17 protein-coding genes are annotated in these 19,994 nt (G+C 69.7%); 8 read left to right on the top strand and 9 right to left on the bottom strand.

All coding sequences use genetic code 11. From position 1 onward, the window contains the following. Positions 1 to 216: 216 nt before the first annotated feature. The gene (locus ACWEMY_RS09850; RefSeq protein WP_375938284.1) at positions 217 to 849 is read left to right on the top strand and encodes a response regulator transcription factor; all 633 of its coding nucleotides are present in this window, start codon (positions 217 to 219) and stop codon (positions 847 to 849) included. A 4-nt stretch (positions 850 to 853) separates the two neighbouring features. Here the strand turns inward: ACWEMY_RS09850 and ACWEMY_RS09855 are convergent, their stop codons facing one another. Then, positions 854 to 1,633 carry a sigma 54 modulation/S30EA ribosomal C-terminal domain-containing protein gene (locus tag ACWEMY_RS09855; RefSeq protein ID WP_452389670.1) on the bottom strand — a complete coding sequence of 260 codons (780 nt, stop codon included), beginning with the start codon at positions 1,631 to 1,633 and terminating at the stop codon, positions 854 to 856. A gap of 144 nt (positions 1,634 to 1,777) precedes the next feature. Between ACWEMY_RS09855 and ACWEMY_RS09860 the strand changes: the two genes are divergently transcribed. Beyond that, the gene (locus ACWEMY_RS09860) at positions 1,778 to 3,604 is read left to right on the top strand and encodes a GAF domain-containing protein (protein WP_452389671.1); all 1,827 of its coding nucleotides are present in this window, start codon (positions 1,778 to 1,780) and stop codon (positions 3,602 to 3,604) included. Between the two features lie 6 nt (positions 3,605 to 3,610). Here the strand turns inward: ACWEMY_RS09860 and ACWEMY_RS09865 are convergent, their stop codons facing one another. Continuing rightward, complete coding sequence (locus ACWEMY_RS09865; protein ID WP_452389672.1) at positions 3,611 to 4,756, bottom strand: beta-ketoacyl synthase N-terminal-like domain-containing protein; 1,146 nt, start codon at positions 4,754 to 4,756, stop codon at positions 3,611 to 3,613. A gap of 129 nt (positions 4,757 to 4,885) precedes the next feature. Between ACWEMY_RS09865 and ACWEMY_RS09870 the strand changes: the two genes are divergently transcribed. After that, positions 4,886 to 6,223, top strand: coding sequence for a diguanylate cyclase domain-containing protein (locus tag ACWEMY_RS09870; protein WP_452389673.1), 1,338 nt, complete (start codon positions 4,886 to 4,888; stop codon positions 6,221 to 6,223). A 139-nt stretch (positions 6,224 to 6,362) separates the two neighbouring features. Then, on the top strand, positions 6,363 to 8,663 hold the full coding sequence (locus ACWEMY_RS09875) for a HelD family protein (protein ID WP_452389674.1): 2,301 nt from the start codon (positions 6,363 to 6,365) through the stop codon (positions 8,661 to 8,663). Positions 8,664 to 8,714: 51 nt separating this feature from the next. Here ACWEMY_RS09875 and ACWEMY_RS09880 read toward each other — a convergent pair whose 3' ends face one another. Both ACWEMY_RS09880 and ACWEMY_RS09885 read right to left on the bottom strand, forming a co-directional pair. Continuing rightward, positions 8,715 to 9,167 (bottom strand): universal stress protein, encoded by a 453-nt coding sequence (locus ACWEMY_RS09880; protein WP_278265907.1) that lies wholly within the window; start codon positions 9,165 to 9,167, stop codon positions 8,715 to 8,717. 305 nt (positions 9,168 to 9,472) lie between these two features. Continuing rightward, positions 9,473 to 10,312 (bottom strand): AraC family transcriptional regulator, encoded by an 840-nt coding sequence (locus ACWEMY_RS09885; RefSeq protein WP_452389675.1) that lies wholly within the window; start codon positions 10,310 to 10,312, stop codon positions 9,473 to 9,475. 70 nt (positions 10,313 to 10,382) lie between these two features. On the opposite strand from ACWEMY_RS09885, the gene ACWEMY_RS09890 reads away from it, so the two are divergent. Then, positions 10,383 to 10,850 (top strand): VOC family protein, encoded by a 468-nt coding sequence (locus ACWEMY_RS09890; RefSeq protein WP_452389676.1) that lies wholly within the window; start codon positions 10,383 to 10,385, stop codon positions 10,848 to 10,850. Positions 10,851 to 10,925: 75 nt separating this feature from the next. Here ACWEMY_RS09890 and uvrB read toward each other — a convergent pair whose 3' ends face one another. Then, on the bottom strand, positions 10,926 to 13,106 hold the full coding sequence (uvrB, locus tag ACWEMY_RS09895) for an excinuclease ABC subunit UvrB (RefSeq protein WP_452389677.1): 2,181 nt from the start codon (positions 13,104 to 13,106) through the stop codon (positions 10,926 to 10,928). Between the two features lie 218 nt (positions 13,107 to 13,324). On the opposite strand from uvrB, the gene ACWEMY_RS09900 reads away from it, so the two are divergent. Then, positions 13,325 to 13,942: a DUF402 domain-containing protein gene (locus tag ACWEMY_RS09900; protein WP_452389678.1), complete on the top strand. Its 618-nt coding sequence runs from the start codon at positions 13,325 to 13,327 to the stop codon at positions 13,940 to 13,942. 47 nt (positions 13,943 to 13,989) lie between these two features. Further along, a complete protein-coding gene (locus ACWEMY_RS09905; protein WP_452389679.1) occupies positions 13,990 to 14,514 on the top strand; it encodes a DUF402 domain-containing protein in 525 nt (174 codons plus the stop codon). 67 nt (positions 14,515 to 14,581) lie between these two features. Here the strand turns inward: ACWEMY_RS09905 and ACWEMY_RS09910 are convergent, their stop codons facing one another. Both ACWEMY_RS09910 and coaE read right to left on the bottom strand, forming a co-directional pair. Next, entirely contained in the window at positions 14,582 to 15,013 is a 432-nt protein-coding gene (locus ACWEMY_RS09910; RefSeq protein ID WP_278265914.1) for a hypothetical protein, read from the bottom strand. A 120-nt stretch (positions 15,014 to 15,133) separates the two neighbouring features. Next, positions 15,134 to 16,339, bottom strand: coding sequence for a dephospho-CoA kinase (gene coaE / locus ACWEMY_RS09915; protein WP_452389680.1), 1,206 nt, complete (start codon positions 16,337 to 16,339; stop codon positions 15,134 to 15,136). Between the two features lie 119 nt (positions 16,340 to 16,458). Here coaE and ACWEMY_RS09920 point away from each other — a divergent pair, with 119 nt between their 5' ends. After that, complete coding sequence (locus ACWEMY_RS09920; RefSeq protein ID WP_375938247.1) at positions 16,459 to 16,671, top strand: hypothetical protein; 213 nt, start codon at positions 16,459 to 16,461, stop codon at positions 16,669 to 16,671. Between the two features lie 2 nt (positions 16,672 to 16,673). On the opposite strand, the gene ACWEMY_RS09925 is transcribed toward ACWEMY_RS09920, so the two are convergent. Further along, positions 16,674 to 18,215, bottom strand: coding sequence for a phospholipase C (locus tag ACWEMY_RS09925; RefSeq protein ID WP_452389681.1), 1,542 nt, complete (start codon positions 18,213 to 18,215; stop codon positions 16,674 to 16,676). A 123-nt stretch (positions 18,216 to 18,338) separates the two neighbouring features. Further along, positions 18,339 to 19,808, bottom strand: coding sequence for a 30S ribosomal protein S1 (rpsA, locus tag ACWEMY_RS09930; protein ID WP_375938241.1), 1,470 nt, complete (start codon positions 19,806 to 19,808; stop codon positions 18,339 to 18,341). Positions 19,809 to 19,994: the final 186 nt, after the last annotated feature.

Below are 19,994 nucleotides of genomic sequence, written 5' to 3' on the forward strand. Positions count from 1 at the left end.
GCCTACGCAACGGCACCTGATCGACGGGACGGCCGCGAACCGCCGACTGCGTCGGCGATCCCTCCTCGAGGTCGGGATGTGCGGGGCCGGGTGAGGCGGTGACGGTGTGATTCCGCCGAGTTCTTCGTCTGTGCCCGGGGATTCGGTGTGCGGGCTAAGTTTGACGGTAGGGGTGGGTGGCAGGGTGGGGGCGATCGACATGATGAAGGAGCCGGCGTGCTCGAGGTATTCCTGGTCGATGATCACGAGATCGTGCGGCGTGGGCTGATCGATCTGCTCGAGGGTGATCCAGAACTCACTGTGATCGGGCAGGCAGGGGGTGTCGCGGAGGCGATGGTGCGCATTCGCGAGGCGCGGCCCGATGTGGCGGTGCTGGATGTGCGGCTGCCCGACGGCAACGGCATCGAGCTGTGCCGCAATCTGCTGGCCGAGTTCGAGGACCTGCACTGCCTGATCCTGACCTCGTTCTCCGACGAGCACGCGATGCTCGACGCGATCCTCGCGGGGGCCAGCGGCTATGTGGTGAAGAACATCGACGGCATGAAACTGGCCGACGCCATCAAACAGGTCGGCGCGGGGCACTCGTTGCTCGACACCAGGGCGGCCGACGCCCTGCGCGCCCGGCTGCGCCGCAGCACCGAACCCTCCGGCGCGCTGGCGGGCCTCACCGAGCAGGAGCGGCGGCTGCTCGAACTGCTCGGTGAGGGCCTGACCAATCGCCAGATCGCGGCGCGCATGTTCCTGGCCGAGAAGACGGTGAAGAACTACGTCTCCCGGCTGCTGGCGAAACTGGGCGTGGAGCGCCGCACGCAGGCGGCGGTCCTGGCGACGAAGCTGCGCGAGCCGTGACGGCTCAGGCGGGCACCACGATGGTGAGGTTGCCGTCGTAGCGGCGGTAGAGCAGGTTGCCGCGACCGGTGTGGCTGTCGGTGAAGAACAGGTACGGCAGACCCGCGGTGCACAGCACGTCGGAGGCTTCGTCCTCGGCGTAGACGGGGGCGGCGTCCTGGACCACGCGCACCGGCATGGCGCTGGCGGTGAGCGGCAGGCCGGCCTGCTCGTCGACGGCGCGGGTGTGGCGCTGGCGCGCCAGGTTGACGCCGTGCGGGTCGGCCCAGGTGACGATGGCGTCCTCGCCGGTGAGCGCGTCGGTGAACAGGTAGGCGTCGTAGTCCATCGCGTCGAGCACGGTGCTGGCTTCCAGCGGCGTTCCGGTCATCAGCGCGCAGTCCTTGCGGCGGATGATCGGCCGGGTCTCGGTGATCTGCGCGAGCGGCCTGCGGGCCGGGTCCGGCCAGGCGCCGCGCGCCTCCTTGCCCGCGCGGCGCGCGAGCTGACGGTCGAGCCGCTCGGCGGCGAAGGTGACCGCGAACCCGCCGGGGCCGGTCACCTGCACACGGGTGAGCGTCTCGTTGGTGCGGATGTTGGCCTGCACCAGGGTCGGCTCGTCGGAACCCTGCGGCGCGGTGACGCGCACGCGGGCCGGACTGTCGAGGTGATGCCTGCGCATCACGCGAGTGATGGCGCGGACCGCCCGGGTGACGTCCTGGGCCGGTACCTCGCCACGGGTGGTCACCGCGAGCTCGGGGTCCGCGGCGGTCGTCCAGTGCTGGGTGCTCGACAACGAATTCATCTCTTGCCCCACTTCTCGATCCCATTTCCCGGTGCCCTATGCCACCATCGGGGGCCGGTGCGGGTGAAGGGCCGAAAGTCCCAACATTGCGGACTAGACTTTGCGTCTGATCGGTAGGGGCGGCACGGCGCGAAGGACACGGCGATGACGAATGACGGTCGGGGTGACCGCTATTCGCCGGGGCGGACCGTGTCCCAGCAGCGTCTGCGCGAGCTGCTGGGCGAGGTGGCCGACCGGGTCGAGGTGATGATCGGCTCGCGCGACCGGATGGACGGCCTGGTCGAGGCCATGCTCACCGTCACCGCGGGACTCGATCTCGACGAAACCCTGCGCACCATCGTGCGCACCGCGATGAACCTGGTCGACGCCCGCTACGGCGCGCTCGCGGTGCGCGGCCACGATCAGCAGGTCGCGCAGTTCATCGACGAGGGCCTGCCGGACAAGATCCGCGAACGCATCGAGCGATTACCCGCCGGGCACGGGGTACTCGGCGCGGTGTTCGCCGAGAAGGCGCCGCTGCGGCTGGACGATCTGACGAAACACTCCTCCTCGGTGGGTTTCCCGGCGGGTCATCCGCCGATGCACACGTTTCTCGGTGTGCCGGTACGCATTCGGGACGAGGTCTTCGGCAGCCTGTATCTCACCGAGAAGTCCGACGGTCAGCCGTTCACCGAGGAGGACGAGGTCCTGGTGCTCGCGCTGGCCGCCGCGGCGGGCATCGCGGTGGACAACGCCCGGCTCTACGAGCAGGCCCGCACCCGGCAGGCCTGGATCGAGGCCACCCGCGACATCGCCACCGAGTTCCTGGCGGGCACCGAATCGGATCGGGTGCTGGCCCATGTGGTCGACGCCGCGCGCGGCCTGACCGGTTCGCACCAGGCGTTCCTCGCCTCGGTGCCGGTGCCCGACGAATCCCCCGGCGAGATCTCCGAACTGGTCATCACCCAGTGGACCGGGCCCGACGCCGGACAGGACTGGCAGACCATCCCGATCGCGGGCACCGCCCTGGGCGACGCGTTCACCCGCCGCACTCCCCTGCGCTACGACAACACCGCCGAGGTGACCCTCGGCATCGACTTCCCCGGTTCCGAAACCCCCTGCGCCGGACCGGCACTGGTGCTGCCGCTGTGCACCCCCGACGCCACCCTGGGCGTACTGGTGACCATCCGCCCGCCCGGCTTCGCGCCCTACTCCGACGAGATGATGGAACTCACCGCGGCCTTCTGCGACCAGGCCGCGCTGGCGGTCCGCCTGGCCGACGCGCAGCGGCGCATGCGCGAACTCGACATCGTGGCCGACCGCGACCGGATCGCCCGCGACCTGCACGACCACGTCATCCAGCGGCTGTTCGCCATCGGCCTGACGGTGCAGGCGACCCTGCCCAAAGCCGTGGTTCCCGAAGTGCGGCAGCGGCTTTCGACGGTGATCATGGATCTGCAGGAGGTGGTGCAGGAGATCCGCACCTCCATCTTCGATCTGCACGCCAGCGGACCCGAGCACAGCGCGAGCCTGCAGCAGCGGCTGGAGGTGGCGATCCGGCGCCAGACCGCCGACATCGCCCTGCGCGCGACCATCCAGGTCTCGGGACCGCTGTCGGTCCTGGACCCGCAGCTTGCCGATCACGCGGAGGCGGTGGTGCGCGAGGCGGTGAGCAACGCGGTGCGCCATTCCGGGGCCGACACCGTCGCCATCGTCATCGAGGTGGCCGACGATCTGACCATCACGGTCAGCGACAACGGCTGGGGTATCCCCAATCACGTCATCCGCAGCGGGCTGCGCAATCTCGAACAGCGCGCGCAGGAGGCGGGCGGGCGCTTCGAGGTGGGCCCGGCCCAGCCCGCCGCCGCCACCGACGAGGACCATCCGGAGCTGCCGGGCACCCGGCTGCGCTGGGCGGTGCCGCTGCCGCAGGACCATCCGACCGGCGGGTACGCGCTGGCGGCCGGTCCGGACGGCGGCGACGCCGACTGAGCGATCTCAGACCGCGGCGAGTACCACCGCGGCGTTGTTGCCGCCCATTCCCATCGACAGTTTCATCGTCGGCCCGCCGGTCAGCGGGGCGGTGCCGTCGAGCAGCCGCGGGTGCGCCGGGGCGGTCACGGGTGCCGAGACGGCGACGCCGCGCTCGTAGGACAGCGCCAGCGCGGCGATCTCCACCGCCGCGGACGCGCCCTGGCAGTGCCCGACCAGCGGCTTGAGCACGGTGACGGCCGGACGGTCGTCGAAGACGGTGGCGAGCACCGCGCGTTCGGCGACATCGCACTGGCGGGTGCCGGTGCCGTGCGCGCTGAAGTAGTCGATGTCGGTGGCCGCGAGCCCGGCGGCGGTGAGCGCCTGGCGCGCGCACGCGAGCAGCTGGGTGTGCGACGGCTCGACGGAGACGACGTGGAAGGCGTCGTTGTTCATGGCACCGCCGAGCACCCGGGCGTAGGGGGCGTCGACCGCGTCGGTGAGCAGCAGCGCCGCCGAGGCCTCGGCCATGACGAAACCCAGCGAGCCCTCCTGGAACGGGCGGCAGGCGGTGAACGGGTCGACATCGGCGACCGCGGCGCCCATCCGGACGAAGTGGTCGAGCATGTCGGGGGTGGCCGAGATGTCGGTGCTCACGCACAGGACGTCGTCGACGAGGCCCGCGGCCCGCCACAGCTGGGCGGTCAGCAGGGCGACGGTGCCCGAGCTGCACGCCGCGGACACGTCCATCGCGGGGCCGTGGAAGCCGTATTCCTGCATCACCACCGAGACGGGGGTCGATGGCAGTAGCGGCAGGTAGTCGCGGGGGCGGCGGTGGCCCTGGTCGACGAGGTAGAAATCACGCCAGTCGGCGACATCACCGAGGGTGACCGCGTGCACCAGCCCCACCGTGCGGCCCGCGCGGCGCCAGCCCCTGGCCTCGGCGTCGGCCACCGCTTCGGCGGCCGCCGCGGTGACGGCGCGCCCGAACACCCCGCGCCCGTGCGCGGGATCACCCAGGGCGGGAATCCGGCCGACCCAGGCGTGCTGATCGCGTCCGGGCCCGTAACCGGGGTGCAGGCGCGCCGCGGGCTTGCCTGCCAGCAGTCCCTGCCACAGCGTTTCCCTGCCCCAGCCGTAGCCGGAGACGACACCGACTCCGGCGATGGACATAGAATCGAGTCGGTGGGCCATGCCGCCGGGAAGCACGTCCGGTTTCACATCGCTCCTCGCGGATCTCATCGAGGGTCACCACAATAGTCCTGTGCACCGTCGCCAGAGGCCGAGATCGGGGGTATCGCAGTGGAAGAGGCACCGTCGGACGCCGCGAGCGCCGAGCAGCTCGCGCAGCGGTACCGCTCGCTGGTCGAACACACGCCCGACGCGCTGTGCGTGCACGAATCGGGCACCATCGTCTACGTCAATCCGGCCATGGTGCGCCTGCTCGGCGCCCGCTCGGCCGAGGATCTGCTCGGCCTGTCCATCACCGATTTCGTCCACCGGGACTCGATCCCGGCCATGCTGGACCGCATCGAGCAGCTGACCGCCGAGGGCTCCGCCTCCCCGCCGACCGAGATGGACCTGGTCCGCGTCGACGGCCGTACGGTCCCGGTGCAGACGGTGTCGGTGCTCACGGTGTGGCAGGACGAGCTGGCCTATCAGGTGGTCGTGCACGATCTGACCGCGCAGCGGGCCGCGGAGGCGTCGGCCCGGCGCGCCGAGGCGCACTTCACCACGGTGGTGTCCCAGCTCGAGGAGGGCGTGCTCGTCGTCGACCGGCGGGGCAGGCTCGAATCGATCAATCCGGCGGGCAAGCGGATCCTGGGCATCGACGACGCGGTCCCGGTGCTCGGCAGACACATCGACGAACTGCCGGTGACCATGGTCGACCGCAACGGCAATCCGCTGCCCACCGCGCGGCATCCGATGGCGCACACCCTCGCGACCGGCGAGGCGGTCACCCAGTACATCTTCGGTGTCCAGCACGCCGACGGCAGCCAGGTGTGGCTGTCGTGCAACTGCAGGCTGCTCAATCCCGACAGCCCGGATTCCTCCGGAGTGTCCTCCTTCGCCGACATCACCGAGTTCCGGGCCAGCAGGCGCCAGCTCGAATACCAGGCCACCCACGACGCGCTGACCGGGCTGGCCAACCGCTCGCTGATCCTGTCCCAGCTCGCCTCGGCGCTGGCCGACGAGGGCGGCAGCCTGGTCACCACGGTGCTGTTCATCGATCTCGACGGGTTCAAGGCGATCAACGACACCCTCGGCCACGCCATCGGCGACATCGTGCTGCAGATCGTCGCCCAGCGGTTGCAGCGCGCACTGCGGTCCACCGATCTGGTCGGGCGCCTCGGCGGCGACGAGTTCCTGGTGCTGCTGGCCGGGCATCCGCAGCGCGCCGATCTGCCCGCGCTGATCGAGCGCCTGCGCGCCACCATGGCCGAGCCGATCATCGCCCGCGGACACCGGCTCGAGGTCACCGCCTCGATCGGCATCACCGAGCTGGGCCCGCACGAGCACCGCACGCCCGAGGCCGTCCTGCACGACGCCGACCTGGCCATGTACCGCGACAAGCCCTCGGCCCATCGTGATGTCGGTCTCGGCCCGAACCGGCGTTCCAACAGCACCCACGCGTCCTGACCGCCGCTCCGGAGCGCAATACCCGCGTCGGAGGCGCGCTCGGCGGTGTTCACCGATCCGCTCGACGCGGACCCCGACCCCGCGCGGGCAAGTAGACTCGACAACTCTGTTCTCAACGCGGTGACAAAGGAGTCCTGTTTTGCCCGACCGCCTCGCCGAGGAACGCACCGCGGAACCGGCTCACCGCCGCGAGCTCGACCAGGAGCAGCAGTACCTCTCGGTGCTCTACACCAAGCTCGACGGCATGCGCGCGTACGCCCAGAACCGCCTCAAGACCGTGCTGCTCGAGACCGGTGGCACCCCGCAGGCACGCAGCGAACGGGAGTCGTTCACCCAGCTCTACCACGAGGACCTGGCCAAATACGACGCCGCCGAGCACGGCCTGTGCTTCGGCCGGATCGACCTGGACGGCGAGTCCGCCGAGCCGCCGCGCTACATCGGCCGCCTGGGCATCCTCGACGAGGACAACGACTACGAGCCGCTGCTGCTGGACTGGCGCGCTCCCCTGGCCCGCCCGTTCTACCTGGCCACCACCGCCAACCCCGAAGACGTCATCCGCCGCCGTCACATCCGTTCGCGCAACCGCGCGGTCACCACCATCACCGACGAATACCTGGACCTGGGCGCCGCCGAACGCGACGGCGCGATCGGCACCGACGACGGCGTGGGCGGCGAGAGCGCGCTGCTCTCGGCGCTCAACGCGGCCCGCACCGGGCACATGAACGACATCGTCGAGACCATCCAGAGCGAGCAGGACGCGATCATCCGCTCCGAGCACAAGAGCGTGCTCGTGGTGCAGGGTGGCCCCGGCACCGGCAAGACCGCGGTGGCACTGCACCGCGCGGCCTACCTGCTCTACACCTACCGTCAGCAGCTGGCCAAGAGCGGCGTGCTGATCATCGGCCCCAACGCCACCTTCCTCGACTACATCGGCCAGGTGCTGCCCTCGCTCGGTGAGACCGGCGTGCTGCTCTCGACCATCGGCGACCTGTATCCCGGGGTGAAGGCGGTGCGCGAGGACTCGCTGCGCGCGGGCGAGATCAAGGGCTCGACGGCCATGATCGAGGTGCTCAAGCAGGCGGTGCGCGACCGGCAGGAGGTGCCCGCCGACCCGGTGCGGCTGTCCTTCGACGGCTATCCGGTGATCCTGGACCGCAAGATCGCCACCAAGGCGCGCGGACGCGCCCGTTCCTCGCGCCGCCCGCACAACCTGGCCCGCCCGATCTTCGCGTCCTCGGTGATCGACGCGCTCACCGACCAGCTCGCCGCCACCATGGGCGCCGACCTGTCCGGTGGCGCGAGCCTGCTCAGCTCCGCCGACCTCAGCGAGATCGGCGACGAGATGCGCGCCGACCCGCAGGTGCAGGCCGCCATCACCGCGCTGTGGCCGATCCTGTCGCCCCAGGAGGTCCTGGCCGATCTGCTCGCCGACCCGGCCCGCATCGATCGCGCGGCCAAGACGCTGAGCCCGGACGACCGCGCCGAGCTGGTGCGCGCCGACGACGGCACCTTCGCCGCCGCCGACGCCCCGCTGCTCGACGAGCTGGCCGAACTGCTCGGCGTCGACGACACCGAGGAGCGCGAACGCTCGCGGCGGCGCTGGCGGGCCCAGCTCGCCGAGGCCCAGGACGCGCTCGACATCCTCACCGGTTCGGCGCCGCAGGACATCGAGGACGAACTCGACCCCGAGATCCTGATGGCCTACGACCTGATCGACGCCTCCCAGCTGGCCCAGCGCCAGGAGTTCGGCAACCGGCAGACCACCGCCGAGCGCGCCGCGGGCGACCGCACCTGGACCTACGGCCACGTGATCGTCGACGAGGCGCAGGAACTCTCGGAGATGGCCTGGCGGATGGTCATGCGGCGCATCCCCAACCGCTGGATCACGGTGGTCGGCGATGTCGCGCAGACCGGCGATCCGGCGGGCGCGTCGTCGTGGCAGCGCGTGCTGGAACCGTATGTGGCCCAGCGCTGGAAGCTCACCGAACTGTCGGTGAACTACCGCACCCCCGCCGAGATCATGGCGGTCGCCGGTGACGTGCTGGCCGCGATCGATCCCGACGGCCGGGTGCCCCGCTCGGTGCGCGAGACGGGCCACCCGCCCCGCGCGCACCGGGTGCGTCCCGAACAGGTCCGCGACGAGGTGGCCCGGCTGCTCGAACTCGGGCACGGGCCGGGCACCAGCGCGGTGCTCGCGCCCGCGGCGCTGATCGCCGAACTGTCCCCCCTCGCCGGGGAATCGGTGCAGGTGCTGACCGTGCACGACGCGAAGGGTCTGGAGTTCGACCGGGTGTATCTGGTGGAACCGCGGGCGATTCTGAGCGAGTCCCCGCGCGGGCTCAACGACCTGTACGTGGCGCTCACCCGCGCCACCCAGCGGCTGTCCGTGGTGCACACCGAGGACCTGCCCGAGGTCCTCGCGGCGCTCGAACCCGCCTGATACACACGAAAGCCCCGGACCGCGGACGGTCCGGGGCTTTCGTCCGTCCGGCTAGCGGACGGTGTGCACGATCAGGACGTCCGAGCGCGACTTGCGCGCCACGTCCGAGGGCACCGAGCCCAGCAGGCGGCCGGTGAGGGTGTTCAGACCCCGGTTACCGACGACGAGCAGGTCGGCCTTGGTCTCGCGGACCAGGTCGAGCAGCGAGTCGACCGGCTCGCCGACGATGGCGCGCTCGACGATGTTCTTGGCACCCGCGGCAGTCGCCTTCTCCCTGGCGACGTGCAGGATCTCGTTGGTCGGCGCGGAACCGCGGACCTGGTAGGCCTCGTCCTTGAGCACATCGGCCGCGGCGGCGACGTCGCGATCGTCGGTCGGGAAGTACGCGCAGGCGAGCACGAGAGTGGCCTCCGCAGCGCCGGCGAGTGCGGCGGCCTTCTCCACTGCGACGTACGACGAGTCCGAGCCATCAGTACCGACGACAATGGTCCGGTAGGCGGTCATCTCTCCTCCAACTTGGTCGGCGCCGGCACCGAACCACCCGGGAATCGAGCGTCGGCGCGGCAATTGGGACGACCCTAACGCCAAAACAGGGCGATTTATCAGAAATCGCAACAGATCACACCGGGGGTGTCGATCGGTGTCCGCCCTGGTGCGGTGGCCTGCGCGACATCGCTGAACAGCCACCTGCGGCTATTACAGACCGGACACGCGAAATTGTGGCCTATCACAAGAGAATCAATGCCGCTGCGCGGCTGGGACTTTCCTCACATCACCCGGAATTACCGGGCAGCCCACCGGCGGCACGGTCAGCGTGCCGCGGGCTGCCCCGACGCGGCCGCGCGCGCGTATTCCGACGGCGCCATCCCGATCTGCGTGGTGAACTCGCGCGTGAAATGCGCCTGGTCGAAATAGCCGAGATCGGCGGCCAGGTCGGCCAGGTCCAGCCCCTCGCCCCGGGCCAGCCGATCGGCGGCGTCCTGCAACCGGAAACGGCACAGCACCCATTTCGGCCCGGCCCCCACATAACGCCGGAACAATCGCTGCACGGTGCGGACCGGGACCCCGAATCGGTCGGTGACCTGATCGACCCTGGTGAGCTCCGGATCGTCGGCCATCGCCGCGACGACGCGCGCGACCAAGGCGAAATGCGGGTCGTCCGCGCGGCCACGGCCCGCGAAGAATTCCTCGATCACCACCCGCCTGCGCTCGTCGGACGGCTCGGCCAGCACCCGCTCGGCCAGCCCCGCCGCGGCCGGGAGCACCTCGGCCAGCGGAGCCGAATCATCGCGCAGCGCACCGACATCCATGCCGGTGAAGGCACCGAAACCGCCCGGGACGAAACGGATTCCGAACGTCTCGCCCTCCCCGCTGAGCTCGCGCACGTACTTGGTGGTGCACACCCCGTTGACGAAACCACCCGTGCGCAATTCGCTGCGTTCGAAGGTGACGTTCACGCACGGAAACGACAGCACCTCGGCCCGATAGGCCGGGCGCCCACGCAGGTCCCAGCGCACCACCCAGTACCGGTCGGCGAATCCGGACAGCGCGGGCCCGACCGGCATCCGGTCCAGGCTGCGATGCCGGGCCTGCTCCCCCGGATGCAGGATGCCGCGCTGATCACCGGATTCCGGCCGTTCACCGGGCACGACGAACCCCCGGTCCGGACTGTCGCGTTCTTACAAGACCCCCGCGCGCCTGCCGACCAAGATCGATGACATGACCGAAACCGTTGCGCCCGTTCCCGAGGGCTACCACTCCATCACCTGTTTCCTTGCCGTGCCCGACGGCAACGCGGCCATCGACTTCTACACCACGGTGTTCGGCGCGAAGGTGCTCAGCCGCGCCGACCGCCCCGACGGGCAGCCCGCCCACGCCGAACTGCTCATCGGCGACTCCACCCTCCAGCTCGGCATGCCGATCCCGGAGAACGATGTCCTCGCGCCGCAGGACTGGGTACACACCTCGATCGTGCACTACTGCCCCGACGTCGACACCGTCGTCGCCCGGGCGATCGACCACGGCGCCCGCAGCGCCGAAGAGCCGCAGACCTTCGTCAACGGCGAACGCTTCGGCGTGGTGATCGACCCCTTCGGCCACCGCTGGGCGGTGATCACCCGCGTCGAAGAGGTCTCCCGCGAGGAAGCCGACCGGCGCATCGCGGCTTGGATGGCTGGGACTCCTTAGCGGCCGGAGCCGCGGGAGGCGGCCGAAAACCCGGGGTGGTGACGTTGTCGAGGTCGGTCTCCGAACCGCCACCGGTCAACCGATCCCCGCGGCGTCCATACCGCGTAGCTCCTTCTTGAGGTCGGCGATCTCGTCGCGTAAGCGGCCGGCCAGCTCGAACTGGAGTTCGCGGGCCGCGTTCATCATCTGCGCGGTGAGCTCGGTGACCAGGTCGGCCAGTTCGGCGCGCGGCATCGATTTCACGTCGCGGTCGGCGTAGACCCCGGCGCTGACCGCGCGGCCGGGCTCGCCCTGGGCACGGCGGCCACGGCTGGCGTTGCGGCCCGAGCCGCCGACGGCGACCTCGTCCTCGGCCTCCTGATACACCTGGTCGAGGATGTCGGCGATCTTCTTGCGCAGCGGCTGCGGGTCGATGCCGTTGGCCTCGTTGTAGGCGATCTGCTTGGCGCGGCGGCGGTCGGTCTCGTCGATGGCGTGCCGCATCGAGTCGGTGATCTTGTCGGCGTACATGTGCACTTCACCGGAGACGTTGCGCGCCGCACGGCCGATGGTCTGGATGAGGCTGGTGCTCGACCGCAGGAAGCCTTCCTTGTCGGCGTCCAGGATCGCCACCAGCGACACCTCGGGCAGGTCGAGACCCTCGCGCAGCAGGTTGATGCCCACCAGCACGTCGTATTCGCCCAGCCGCAGCTGACGCAGCAGCTCCACGCGACGCAGCGTGTCGATCTCGGAGTGCAGATAGCGCACCCGCACGCCCAGCCCGAGCAGATAGTCGGTGAGGTCCTCGGCCATCTTCTTGGTCAGGGTGGTGACCAGCACCCGCTCGTCGCGCTCGGTGCGGCCGCGGATCTCGTGCACCAGGTCGTCGATCTGGCCCTTGGTCGGCTTCACCACCACCTGCGGGTCGACCAGGCCGGTCGGGCGGATCACCTGCTCGACCACCTCACCGCCGACCTGCCCTAGCTCGTAGGGACCGGGAGTCGCCGAGAGGTAGACCGCCTGACCGATCCGGTCGGCGAACTCCTCCCAGGTCAACGGCCGGTTGTCGACCGCCGACGGCAGCCGGAAACCGAATTCGACGAGGTTGCGCTTGCGCGACATGTCACCTTCGAACATGCCGCCGATCTGCGGCACGGTGACATGCGATTCGTCGATCACCAGCAGGAAGTCGTCGGGGAAATAGTCCAGCAGGGTGGCCGGAGCCGAGCCCGCCGGACGCCCGTCGATGTGGCGCGAGTAGTTCTCGATACCGGAGCAGAAACCCACCTGGCGGATCATCTCCAGGTCGTACTCGGTGCGCATGCGCAGGCGCTGGGCCTCGAGCAGTTTGCCCTGCTTCTCCAGCTCGGCCAGCCGTTCGGCCAGCTCGGCCTCGATATCGGCGACCGCGCGGTTCATCCGCTCCGGACCGGCCACGTAGTGGGTGGCCGGGAAGATCCGCAGCGAGTCGACCTGGCGCACCACGTCGCCGGTGAGTGGGTGCAGGTAGTACAGCGCTTCGATCTCGTCACCGAAGAACTCGATGCGGACCGCGAGTTCCTCGTAGGAGGGGATGATCTCGACGGTGTCGCCGCGCACCCGGAAGGTGCCGCGGGTGAAGGCCATGTCGTTGCGGGTGTACTGCACGTCGACCAGCAGCCGCAGCAGCGCGTCGCGGTCGACCTCGCCGCCCACCTCGAGCTGCACCGACCGGTCCAGATACGACTGGGGCGTGCCCAGGCCGTAGATACACGACACCGAGGCCACCACCACCACGTCGCGGCGCGAGAGCAGGCTCGAGGTGGCCGAGTGGCGCAGCCGCTCGACGTCGTCGTTGATCGAGCTGTCCTTCTCGATGTAGGTATCGGTCTGCGCGATGTAGGCCTCGGGCTGGTAGTAGTCGTAGTACGAGACGAAGTACTCCACCGCGTTGTGCGGCAGCATCTCGCGCAACTCGTTGGCCAGCTGGGCCGCGAGGGTCTTGTTCGGCGCCATCACCAGGGTGGGCCGCTGCAGCTTCTCGATCAGCCACGCGGTGGTGGCCGACTTGCCGGTGCCGGTGGCGCCGAGCAGCACCACGTCCTTCTCGCCCGCGGTGACGCGCCGTTCCAGTTCGGCGATGGCCGCGGGCTGGTCACCAGCGGGTTTGTGCTCGCTGACCACCTCGAAGCGCCCCCCGGCGCGTTCGATCGTGCCGACGGGCCGGTGCTCGGAATGCGCGAGCGGGTGCCCCCGTTCCTCGTACCCTTCCGCCGGAATCTCGGTTGCGAATGCCATGCCCACCAGGTTAGGCCCGACCACCGACAAGTTTCACCGGCGGCGACCCGCACCACACACCGCACCGGGGACCGGCAAACTACCGGCAATCCATCGCCTGCCCGAAAAGTCCGATGTACCAACGTCATTCGGTCGCGCGGTCCGGCGACACGCCCGGCACGAGGCCCGATCCGGGCGTACCCTGAGCTGATCATCGGCACGTGGTGAAGGACAAGGCCATGAGCGCTCTGCTTCCCCTGCTCGTCGCGGCTCCGGCCGTCACCGGATTCGCGGGATACTTCGCGCGCGAGATCCGGGGTCCGCAACCCCCACCGCCGACGACGGCGGGTTCACCACCCGCACGCCCGCGGGTCGAGTTCTTCGACCTGGCCGAGCTCACCGCCACCGACACCAGGGGCTACATCCGCCCGGTGGACCGGTACGAGACGCAGCCCTGGGGCATCTACCTGGCCCGCACCCTCGACCGGCCGCACGGCCGCTACGAGGAGTCCTGGCTGCTGCCGGGCCTGTCGATCCGCCTCACCATCGAGCACGACCGCCCCGGTCACCACCGCAGTCACGACTACGTCCTCGACATCGCCGAGATCGTCCAGGTCGCGCCGAAACGCTGGAAGGCCACCGACTACTTCCTGGACGTGGCCGTGCGGCGCGGCCGGTCGTCGAGCCTGCGCGGAGCGAGTGCTCTACTCGCCGCACATGCCGCAGGACACGTCACCACCGAGGACGCCGATCGCGCCTTCGAGCACGCGGCCGTTGTCCTCGACGGCCTCGCCGCGCAGGACCACGATGTCGAGCAGTGGTTGCGCACCCGGGGGATCACGCTGACCTGGATGTGAGTCCGCGCGCGGGCGCCCACACCAGGTCGGCGGTAGATTCTGCGATCATGACGCAGGCATCCACCGTGCACGTGCACCCACCCAAGGTCGAGTACTTCGACATCGCGGCGCAGACGAACACCGATCCCAAAGGGTTCGTCCGGCCGGTGGAGGTCTACCGGGAGGAGCCGTGGGGGCTCTACATGGCCCGCACATCCGACCACCCGAACTTCCACTATCTCGAGTCCTGGATCGTGCCCGAGCTCGCGCTGCGCGCCACCGTGTTCGGCTACAACCCCGGCGTCGAGCAGTGGCAGGACATCTATGTCGACATCGGCGAGTTCACCCGGGAATCGCCGACCCTGTGGCGCTCGATCGACCACTATCTCGATGTCCTCGTCCGCACCGGCCGCGATGTGCGCCTGGTCGACATCGACGAGCTGCTCGCCGCCAACACCGGAGGTCAGCTCACTCCCGCGCAATGCCAGGCCGCCATCGAGCACGCCACCGCGGCCATCGACGGGATCGCCGCGCACGGCTACAACCTGGAGAACTGGCTGGCCGATCTCGGGATGACCATCACCTGGCGCTGAAACGACAGCACCGCCGGCGACCCTCGGTAGCGAGGTCGCCGGCGGTGCCGGGACAACAGTCGGTGGATCAGCCCGCCGACAGGCTGGGCAGCAGATCCGCCAGGCCGCCGCCGCAGCCCGCGCTGCCAGTCGCGGCCGCCTCGCTCACGGTGACCGTGATCGAATCGCTGATCAGCAGCTGACGCGCCTCGAGCTTGTGCTGACCGGCCGTGGTCGGCTTCCAGGTGATGCTCACCGTGCCCGAGAGCACCGAGGGCGAGACCGGGCTGCCGGGGATGTCCACGCCGTTGTCGGTGAACTTCACCGAGGTCAGCCGATCGACCTCGACCGCGGCGGTCAGCTTGTAACTGCAGCCGACCTTGTGGTTCTCGCCCGCCACATTGAGGTTGCCGACCCAGGCCGAGGCCTGCGGGGCGGCCAGCACAACGCTGGCCGCGACGGCGCCGAGTGCGGTGATACCGAAGCCCGCCCGGCCGAACTGACGATGCTGTGTTGTCATACGCGCTACAACTTCCCTGTGAATCGAGTCACCCTGTAGTGACCCGGCACAATTTACACAGCGCACGGCACGGCACGGCCAGTTTCCGAAACATTGGCGTTTAACAGATTGGCATCGGAGTCACGCGCGAGCGTGGGCCCACTCGGTGACCACCGGATAGACCTGGTCGAACCACGGTTCCTTCACCGCGTAGTAGGCCTGGCCCGCCGCCTCGCCCGCCTTGTCGACGGCGGCCTGTTCGGCCTCCCGCTTGACCGCCAGATAGTCCTCCCGCGCGTCCGGCTCGGCACGCAGCCAGTCGCGTAGCTCCAGGGCGAAGCGCTGACCGGGCGAATCCTGCACGCGCAGATGGATGTTCGCCGGACGGGCCGGGTCGGCATTGCCGTGCAGCCGTTTGCCCCACCGGTCCAGGTCGGTGCCCGAGGGATCGCCGGGGGTCGGCTTCGGGTTGTCGTGGGTCACCGACGCGGCGAGCGGGAAGCCGGCCGCGCCCAGCGCGCCCGCCAGCGAGTCGGCCGTGGCCAGATCGGCCACCGTGACCTGGATGTCGATGACGTCCTTGGCGGGCAAGCCGGGCACCGCGGTGGACCCGACATGGTCGATCCGCACCGCCGAGGCCCCACACAGCAGGTGCAGGCGGGCGATGATCCGCCGGGCCTGGGCCGCCCATTCGGGATCGGCGGGCAGCAGCCGGTACTCGGCCCGCGCGCGGACCCCGTCGCGCTGATTGCGTTCGAACGGCACCAGCCGCCGCTCCCACAGCGCGCGCACCTGCTCGGCGACCACCTCGGGGGCGCCGTTGTTGTCCAGCCAGACATCGGCGACCGCGTGGCGCTGCTCGTCGGTGGCCTGCGCGGCGATGCGGGTCCGCGCGTCGGCCTCGGCGACCCCGCGATGCTCCACCAGGCGGCGCAGCCGGGTCTCGATATCGGCCCCGACCACCAGCACCAGCTGCATGAGCGGGGCGAGCCCGTTCTCCACCAGCAGCGGAATGTCCTGCACGACAATGGCGTCCGCGGGTGCGGCGCCGATCAGCTCGGCGGTGCGCGCGCCGACGAGCGGGTGGGTGATGGCGTTGAGCGTGGTCCGTGACTCGTCGTCGGCGAAGGCGACCGCGGCCAGCGCGGGCCGGTCCAGGCTGCCGTCGGCCGCCAGGATCTGCTCGCCGAACGCCTCGACCAGCGCCGCCAGCCCCGGCGTACCGGGCGCGACGACCTCGCGGGCGATCGCGTCGGAGTCGACGAGTACCGCCCCCAGGTCGACCAGCGTGCGCGCCACTGTGGACTTTCCTGCTCCCATGCCTCCGGTGAGGCCGATCCGCAACATGGGCCCAGTCTCGCATCCGACACGCCCGAGCGCCACGACGCAAAATCCGCGGCCGGGCGCGTCGCGTCGACTACTGTTCGCGCAGGCGGAAGGCCGAATCAGCGAGACGAAGGATGATCATGAGCAGCAAAGACCAGCGGGGGGCTCGCCACCGTCTGGGTATGCCGGGGGGCGTGCACTGCGTCGAATTCCCCGCCGTCGCCGCGAGTCTGGCCGAATACCGGCGCTCGTGGTTCACCGCGCTGCTCTCCCCCGCCAGACACAGTTTCGCCGCGATGCGCCGACGGCCCAGCATGGCCGCCGCCTACTGGGTGCCCGCCGCCGCGAGCTGAGCTCACACCGTCACCGGACCGCTCGGCGCGCGCCGCGTCCCCGGCTGCTGACCGGGCATGGCATTGGGCGGCACCGGATACGGCACGCCCTGCCCGAGGGTGCCCGCCGCGATGTTCGGGCCGCACTGCGCGATCGCCGCGTCGGCCTTGGGCCGGGGGTCCGGCAGGACCGGGCGGGCGGCGTCGGGCGCGGTGGCGAAATCGAAGGTGGAGGTCATGTCCCCGGTGACACCGCGCCGCCAGGCCGTGAGATTCGGGACGTCCACCCCGAACCGGGTCTCCAGCAGCCGCAGCTGCGAGGTGTGGTCGAAGGTCTCCGAGGCGACCAGGCCGCCCCGGCTGTAGGGCGAGATCACCAGGCACGGCACGCGATAGCCGAGCCCGATCGGTCCGGCGATCCCACCCGCGGCGGGCACCCGCTCCAGCGGGACGGTCAGGAACTCCCCGGGCGTGCCCGGTGGCGGGGTGGGCGGGACGACGTGATCGAAGAATCCGCCGTTCTCGTCGTAGCTGATGATCAGCGCGGTCTTCTCCCACACCGCGGGATTCGAAGTGAGGATGTCGAGCAACTGGACGATGCCCAGCGCGCCGAACGCGGCGGGCAGCGCGGGGTGCTCGCAGTGCAGGACCGAGGGCACCACCCAGGACACGGCGGGCAGCGTCCCGGCGGCGACATCGGCCTGGAAGTCGTTGGGGTACACCGGCGCGATGCCGCGCCGGGCCAGTTCCGAGGCCGGATCGGCGGCCTGGGTGAAGCAGCCCATCATCCCGTCCAGGATCATCGACGACGCGGGCCCGACATCGCGATTGCTGTAGATCTTCCAGCTCACCCCGGCCTCGGACAGGTTCTCCGGATAGGTGCGCCAGCTGTAGACGTTCTTCGGGATCAGCAGCGGGGTCTCGACGAGCGGTCCGCCCGCCAGCCCGTCGGGGTCGAGGGTCGCGCTGATCCAGTAGAGCCGGTTGGGGTCGGTCGGGCCGAGTACCGAGCAGTGGTAGTTGTCGCAGAGCGTGAACGCCTGGGCGAGCTCGGTGTGGATCGGAATGTCTTCGGGCAGGTAGTAACCCATGGCGGCGGGGGCGTTGGCCGGGCCGACCGAGGCCACCGACATCGGCATCCAGCCGTCGTTGCGGCCGTCGGCGAAGGCCTGGTGCATCCCGGGCCAGGAGTGGTCGGGGTCGTTGATGCACTCGCCGTCGAGGGTGGCGCCCGCGGTGGTGTCGAGGCGGAACGGTTCCACGAAACCGTCGGCGGTGGGGCCGATTCCGGGTGACCAGCCGTACTGACGCCAGGCGGTGGAGGCCTCGCCGAATCCGCGCACCCCGGCCAGCGTGCCGAAATAGTGGTCGAAGGAACGATTCTCCTGCATGAGCAGCACGACATGCTCGATGTCACCGAGGCCGCCCATGCCCGCCGGGTCGGCGGCGAAGGCCCGGTCGATGATCGGATTCGCCCACGTGGCAAGGGTTCCCACCGCTCCGGCGGCCATCGCCTTGGCGAGGAACTGACGCCGGTTGAGACCGGCGAAGGGACCAGAACTCATCATCGACGCCAACGCCTTCGTCCGCAGGGATGTTGCGATCGGCGCGAACGATACTCCTGCCGGAAAAGGCCGAAGGCCCCGGTCCGGATGGACCAGGGCCTTCGGTGTGGAGCTCTACCCGAATCAGGCGTTGCCGGAGAGCTTCTCCCGCAGAGCCGCGAGCTGGGCGTCGCTGGCCAGCGAACCGCCCGAGGACTCGGCCGGGCCGGAGGAGGCCTGCGAGCCGCTCTCGGAGGAGTAGTTGCCCGAGGTGGCACCGCCGTTGGCGGCCTCGGCGGCGGCGTCGGCCGCCATCTTCTCCATCTGAGCGGTGTGCATCTTGTGGCGACGCTCGGCCTCGGCGTAGCGGCCTTCCCACTCTTCACGCTGCTTGTCGAAGCCCTCGAGCCACTCGTTGGTGTCGGGGTCGAAGCCTTCGGGGAAGATGTAGTTGCCCGCGTCGTCGTAGCTGTCGGCCATGCCGTACTTCGACGGGTCGAACTCGGCGTGGTAGTCCTCGTTCGCCTGCTTCAGCGACAGCGAGATCCGGCGACGCTCCAGGTCGATGTCGATGACCTTGACCATCGCGTCGTCGCCGACGGCCACGACCTGGTCCGGGACCTCCACGTGGCGCTCGGCCAGCTCGGAGATGTGCACCAGGCCCTCGATGCCCTCTTCGACGCGCACGAACGCACCGAACGGAACCAGCTTGGTGACCTTGCCCGGCACGATCTGGCCGATCGCGTGGGTGCGGGCGAACTGACGCCACGGGTCTTCCTGGGTCGCCTTGAGCGACAGGGAGACGCGCTCGCGGTCCAGATCGACGTCGAGAACCTCGACGGTGACCTCGTTGCCGACCTCGACGACCTCGGACGGGTGGTCGATGTGCTTCCAGGACAGCTCGGAGACGTGCACCAGGCCGTCGACGCCGCCCAGGTCCACGAAGGCACCGAAGTTGACGATCGAGGAGACCACACCCTTGCGGACCTGGCCCTTCTGCAGCTGGTGCAGGAACTCGGAGCGGACCTCGGACTGGGTCTGCTCGAGCCAGGCGCGACGCGACAGGACCACGTTGTTGCGGTTCTTGTCGAGCTCGATGATCTTGGCCTCGATCTCCTTGCCGACGTACGGCTGGAGGTCGCGGACACGACGCATCTCGACGAGCGAGGCGGGCAGGAAGCCACGGAGGCCGATGTCGAGGATCAGGCCGCCCTTGACGACCTCGATGACGGTGCCCTTGACGGCCTCGTCCTTCTCCTTGAGCTCCTCGATCGTGCCCCACGCGCGCTCGTACTGCGCCCGCTTCTTCGACAGGATCAGGCGGCCTTCCTTGTCCTCCTTGGTGAGAACCAGGGCCTCGACCTCATCGCCCACGGAAACGACCTCGTTCGGGTCGACATCGTGCTTGATGGAGAGTTCACGGGAGGGGATGACGCCTTCGGTCTTGTAACCGATGTCGAGCAGGACCTCGTCGCGATCGACCTTGACGATGGTGCCTTCGACGATGTCACCATCGTTGAAGTACTTGATCGTGGCGTCGATGGCGGCGAGGAAGTCCTCGGCGGAGCCGATGTCGTTGACGGCTACCTGCGGCGAGGTGACGGTGGTGGGCATATGTGGATTTGCTCCGGACGGATTGTGGTCGGTTGCGGACATTGGAACTTTCGGTACGCTGCGAGATCACCGCGACGAGGCGACGAAGGATACTGAAGAAGTATCGCACGGACCGCCACAGTTGCCGATGATCGAACTCAGCACGGGTGGCTCCGTCATCGGATACTGTACCCACGCGACTCGCGC

The organism is Nocardia sp. NPDC004415 (assembly GCF_053602435.1).

Excerpts from the sequence above, each read along its gene's own strand:
- ACWEMY_RS09855 (WP_452389670.1), bottom strand. The coding sequence starts at position 1,633 with ATGAATTCGTTGTCGAGCACCCAGCACTGGACGACCGCCGCGGACCCC.
- ACWEMY_RS09860 (WP_452389671.1), top strand. The coding sequence starts at position 1,778 with ATGACGAATGACGGTCGGGGTGACCGCTATTCGCCGGGGCGGACCGTG.
- ACWEMY_RS09865 (WP_452389672.1), bottom strand. The coding sequence starts at position 4,756 with ATGTCCATCGCCGGAGTCGGTGTCGTCTCCGGCTACGGCTGGGGCAGG.
- ACWEMY_RS09880 (WP_278265907.1), bottom strand. The coding sequence starts at position 9,167 with ATGACCGCCTACCGGACCATTGTCGTCGGTACTGATGGCTCGGACTCG.
- ACWEMY_RS09890 (WP_452389676.1), top strand. The coding sequence starts at position 10,383 with ATGACCGAAACCGTTGCGCCCGTTCCCGAGGGCTACCACTCCATCACC.
- uvrB (WP_452389677.1), bottom strand. The coding sequence starts at position 13,106 with ATGGCATTCGCAACCGAGATTCCGGCGGAAGGGTACGAGGAACGGGGG.
- ACWEMY_RS09900 (WP_452389678.1), top strand. The coding sequence starts at position 13,325 with ATGAGCGCTCTGCTTCCCCTGCTCGTCGCGGCTCCGGCCGTCACCGGA.
- ACWEMY_RS09905 (WP_452389679.1), top strand. The coding sequence starts at position 13,990 with ATGACGCAGGCATCCACCGTGCACGTGCACCCACCCAAGGTCGAGTAC.
- ACWEMY_RS09910 (WP_278265914.1), bottom strand. The coding sequence starts at position 15,013 with ATGACAACACAGCATCGTCAGTTCGGCCGGGCGGGCTTCGGTATCACC.
- coaE (WP_452389680.1), bottom strand. The coding sequence starts at position 16,339 with ATGTTGCGGATCGGCCTCACCGGAGGCATGGGAGCAGGAAAGTCCACA.
- ACWEMY_RS09920 (WP_375938247.1), top strand. The coding sequence starts at position 16,459 with ATGAGCAGCAAAGACCAGCGGGGGGCTCGCCACCGTCTGGGTATGCCG.
- ACWEMY_RS09925 (WP_452389681.1), bottom strand. The coding sequence starts at position 18,215 with ATGAGTTCTGGTCCCTTCGCCGGTCTCAACCGGCGTCAGTTCCTCGCC.
- rpsA (WP_375938241.1), bottom strand. The coding sequence starts at position 19,808 with ATGCCCACCACCGTCACCTCGCCGCAGGTAGCCGTCAACGACATCGGC.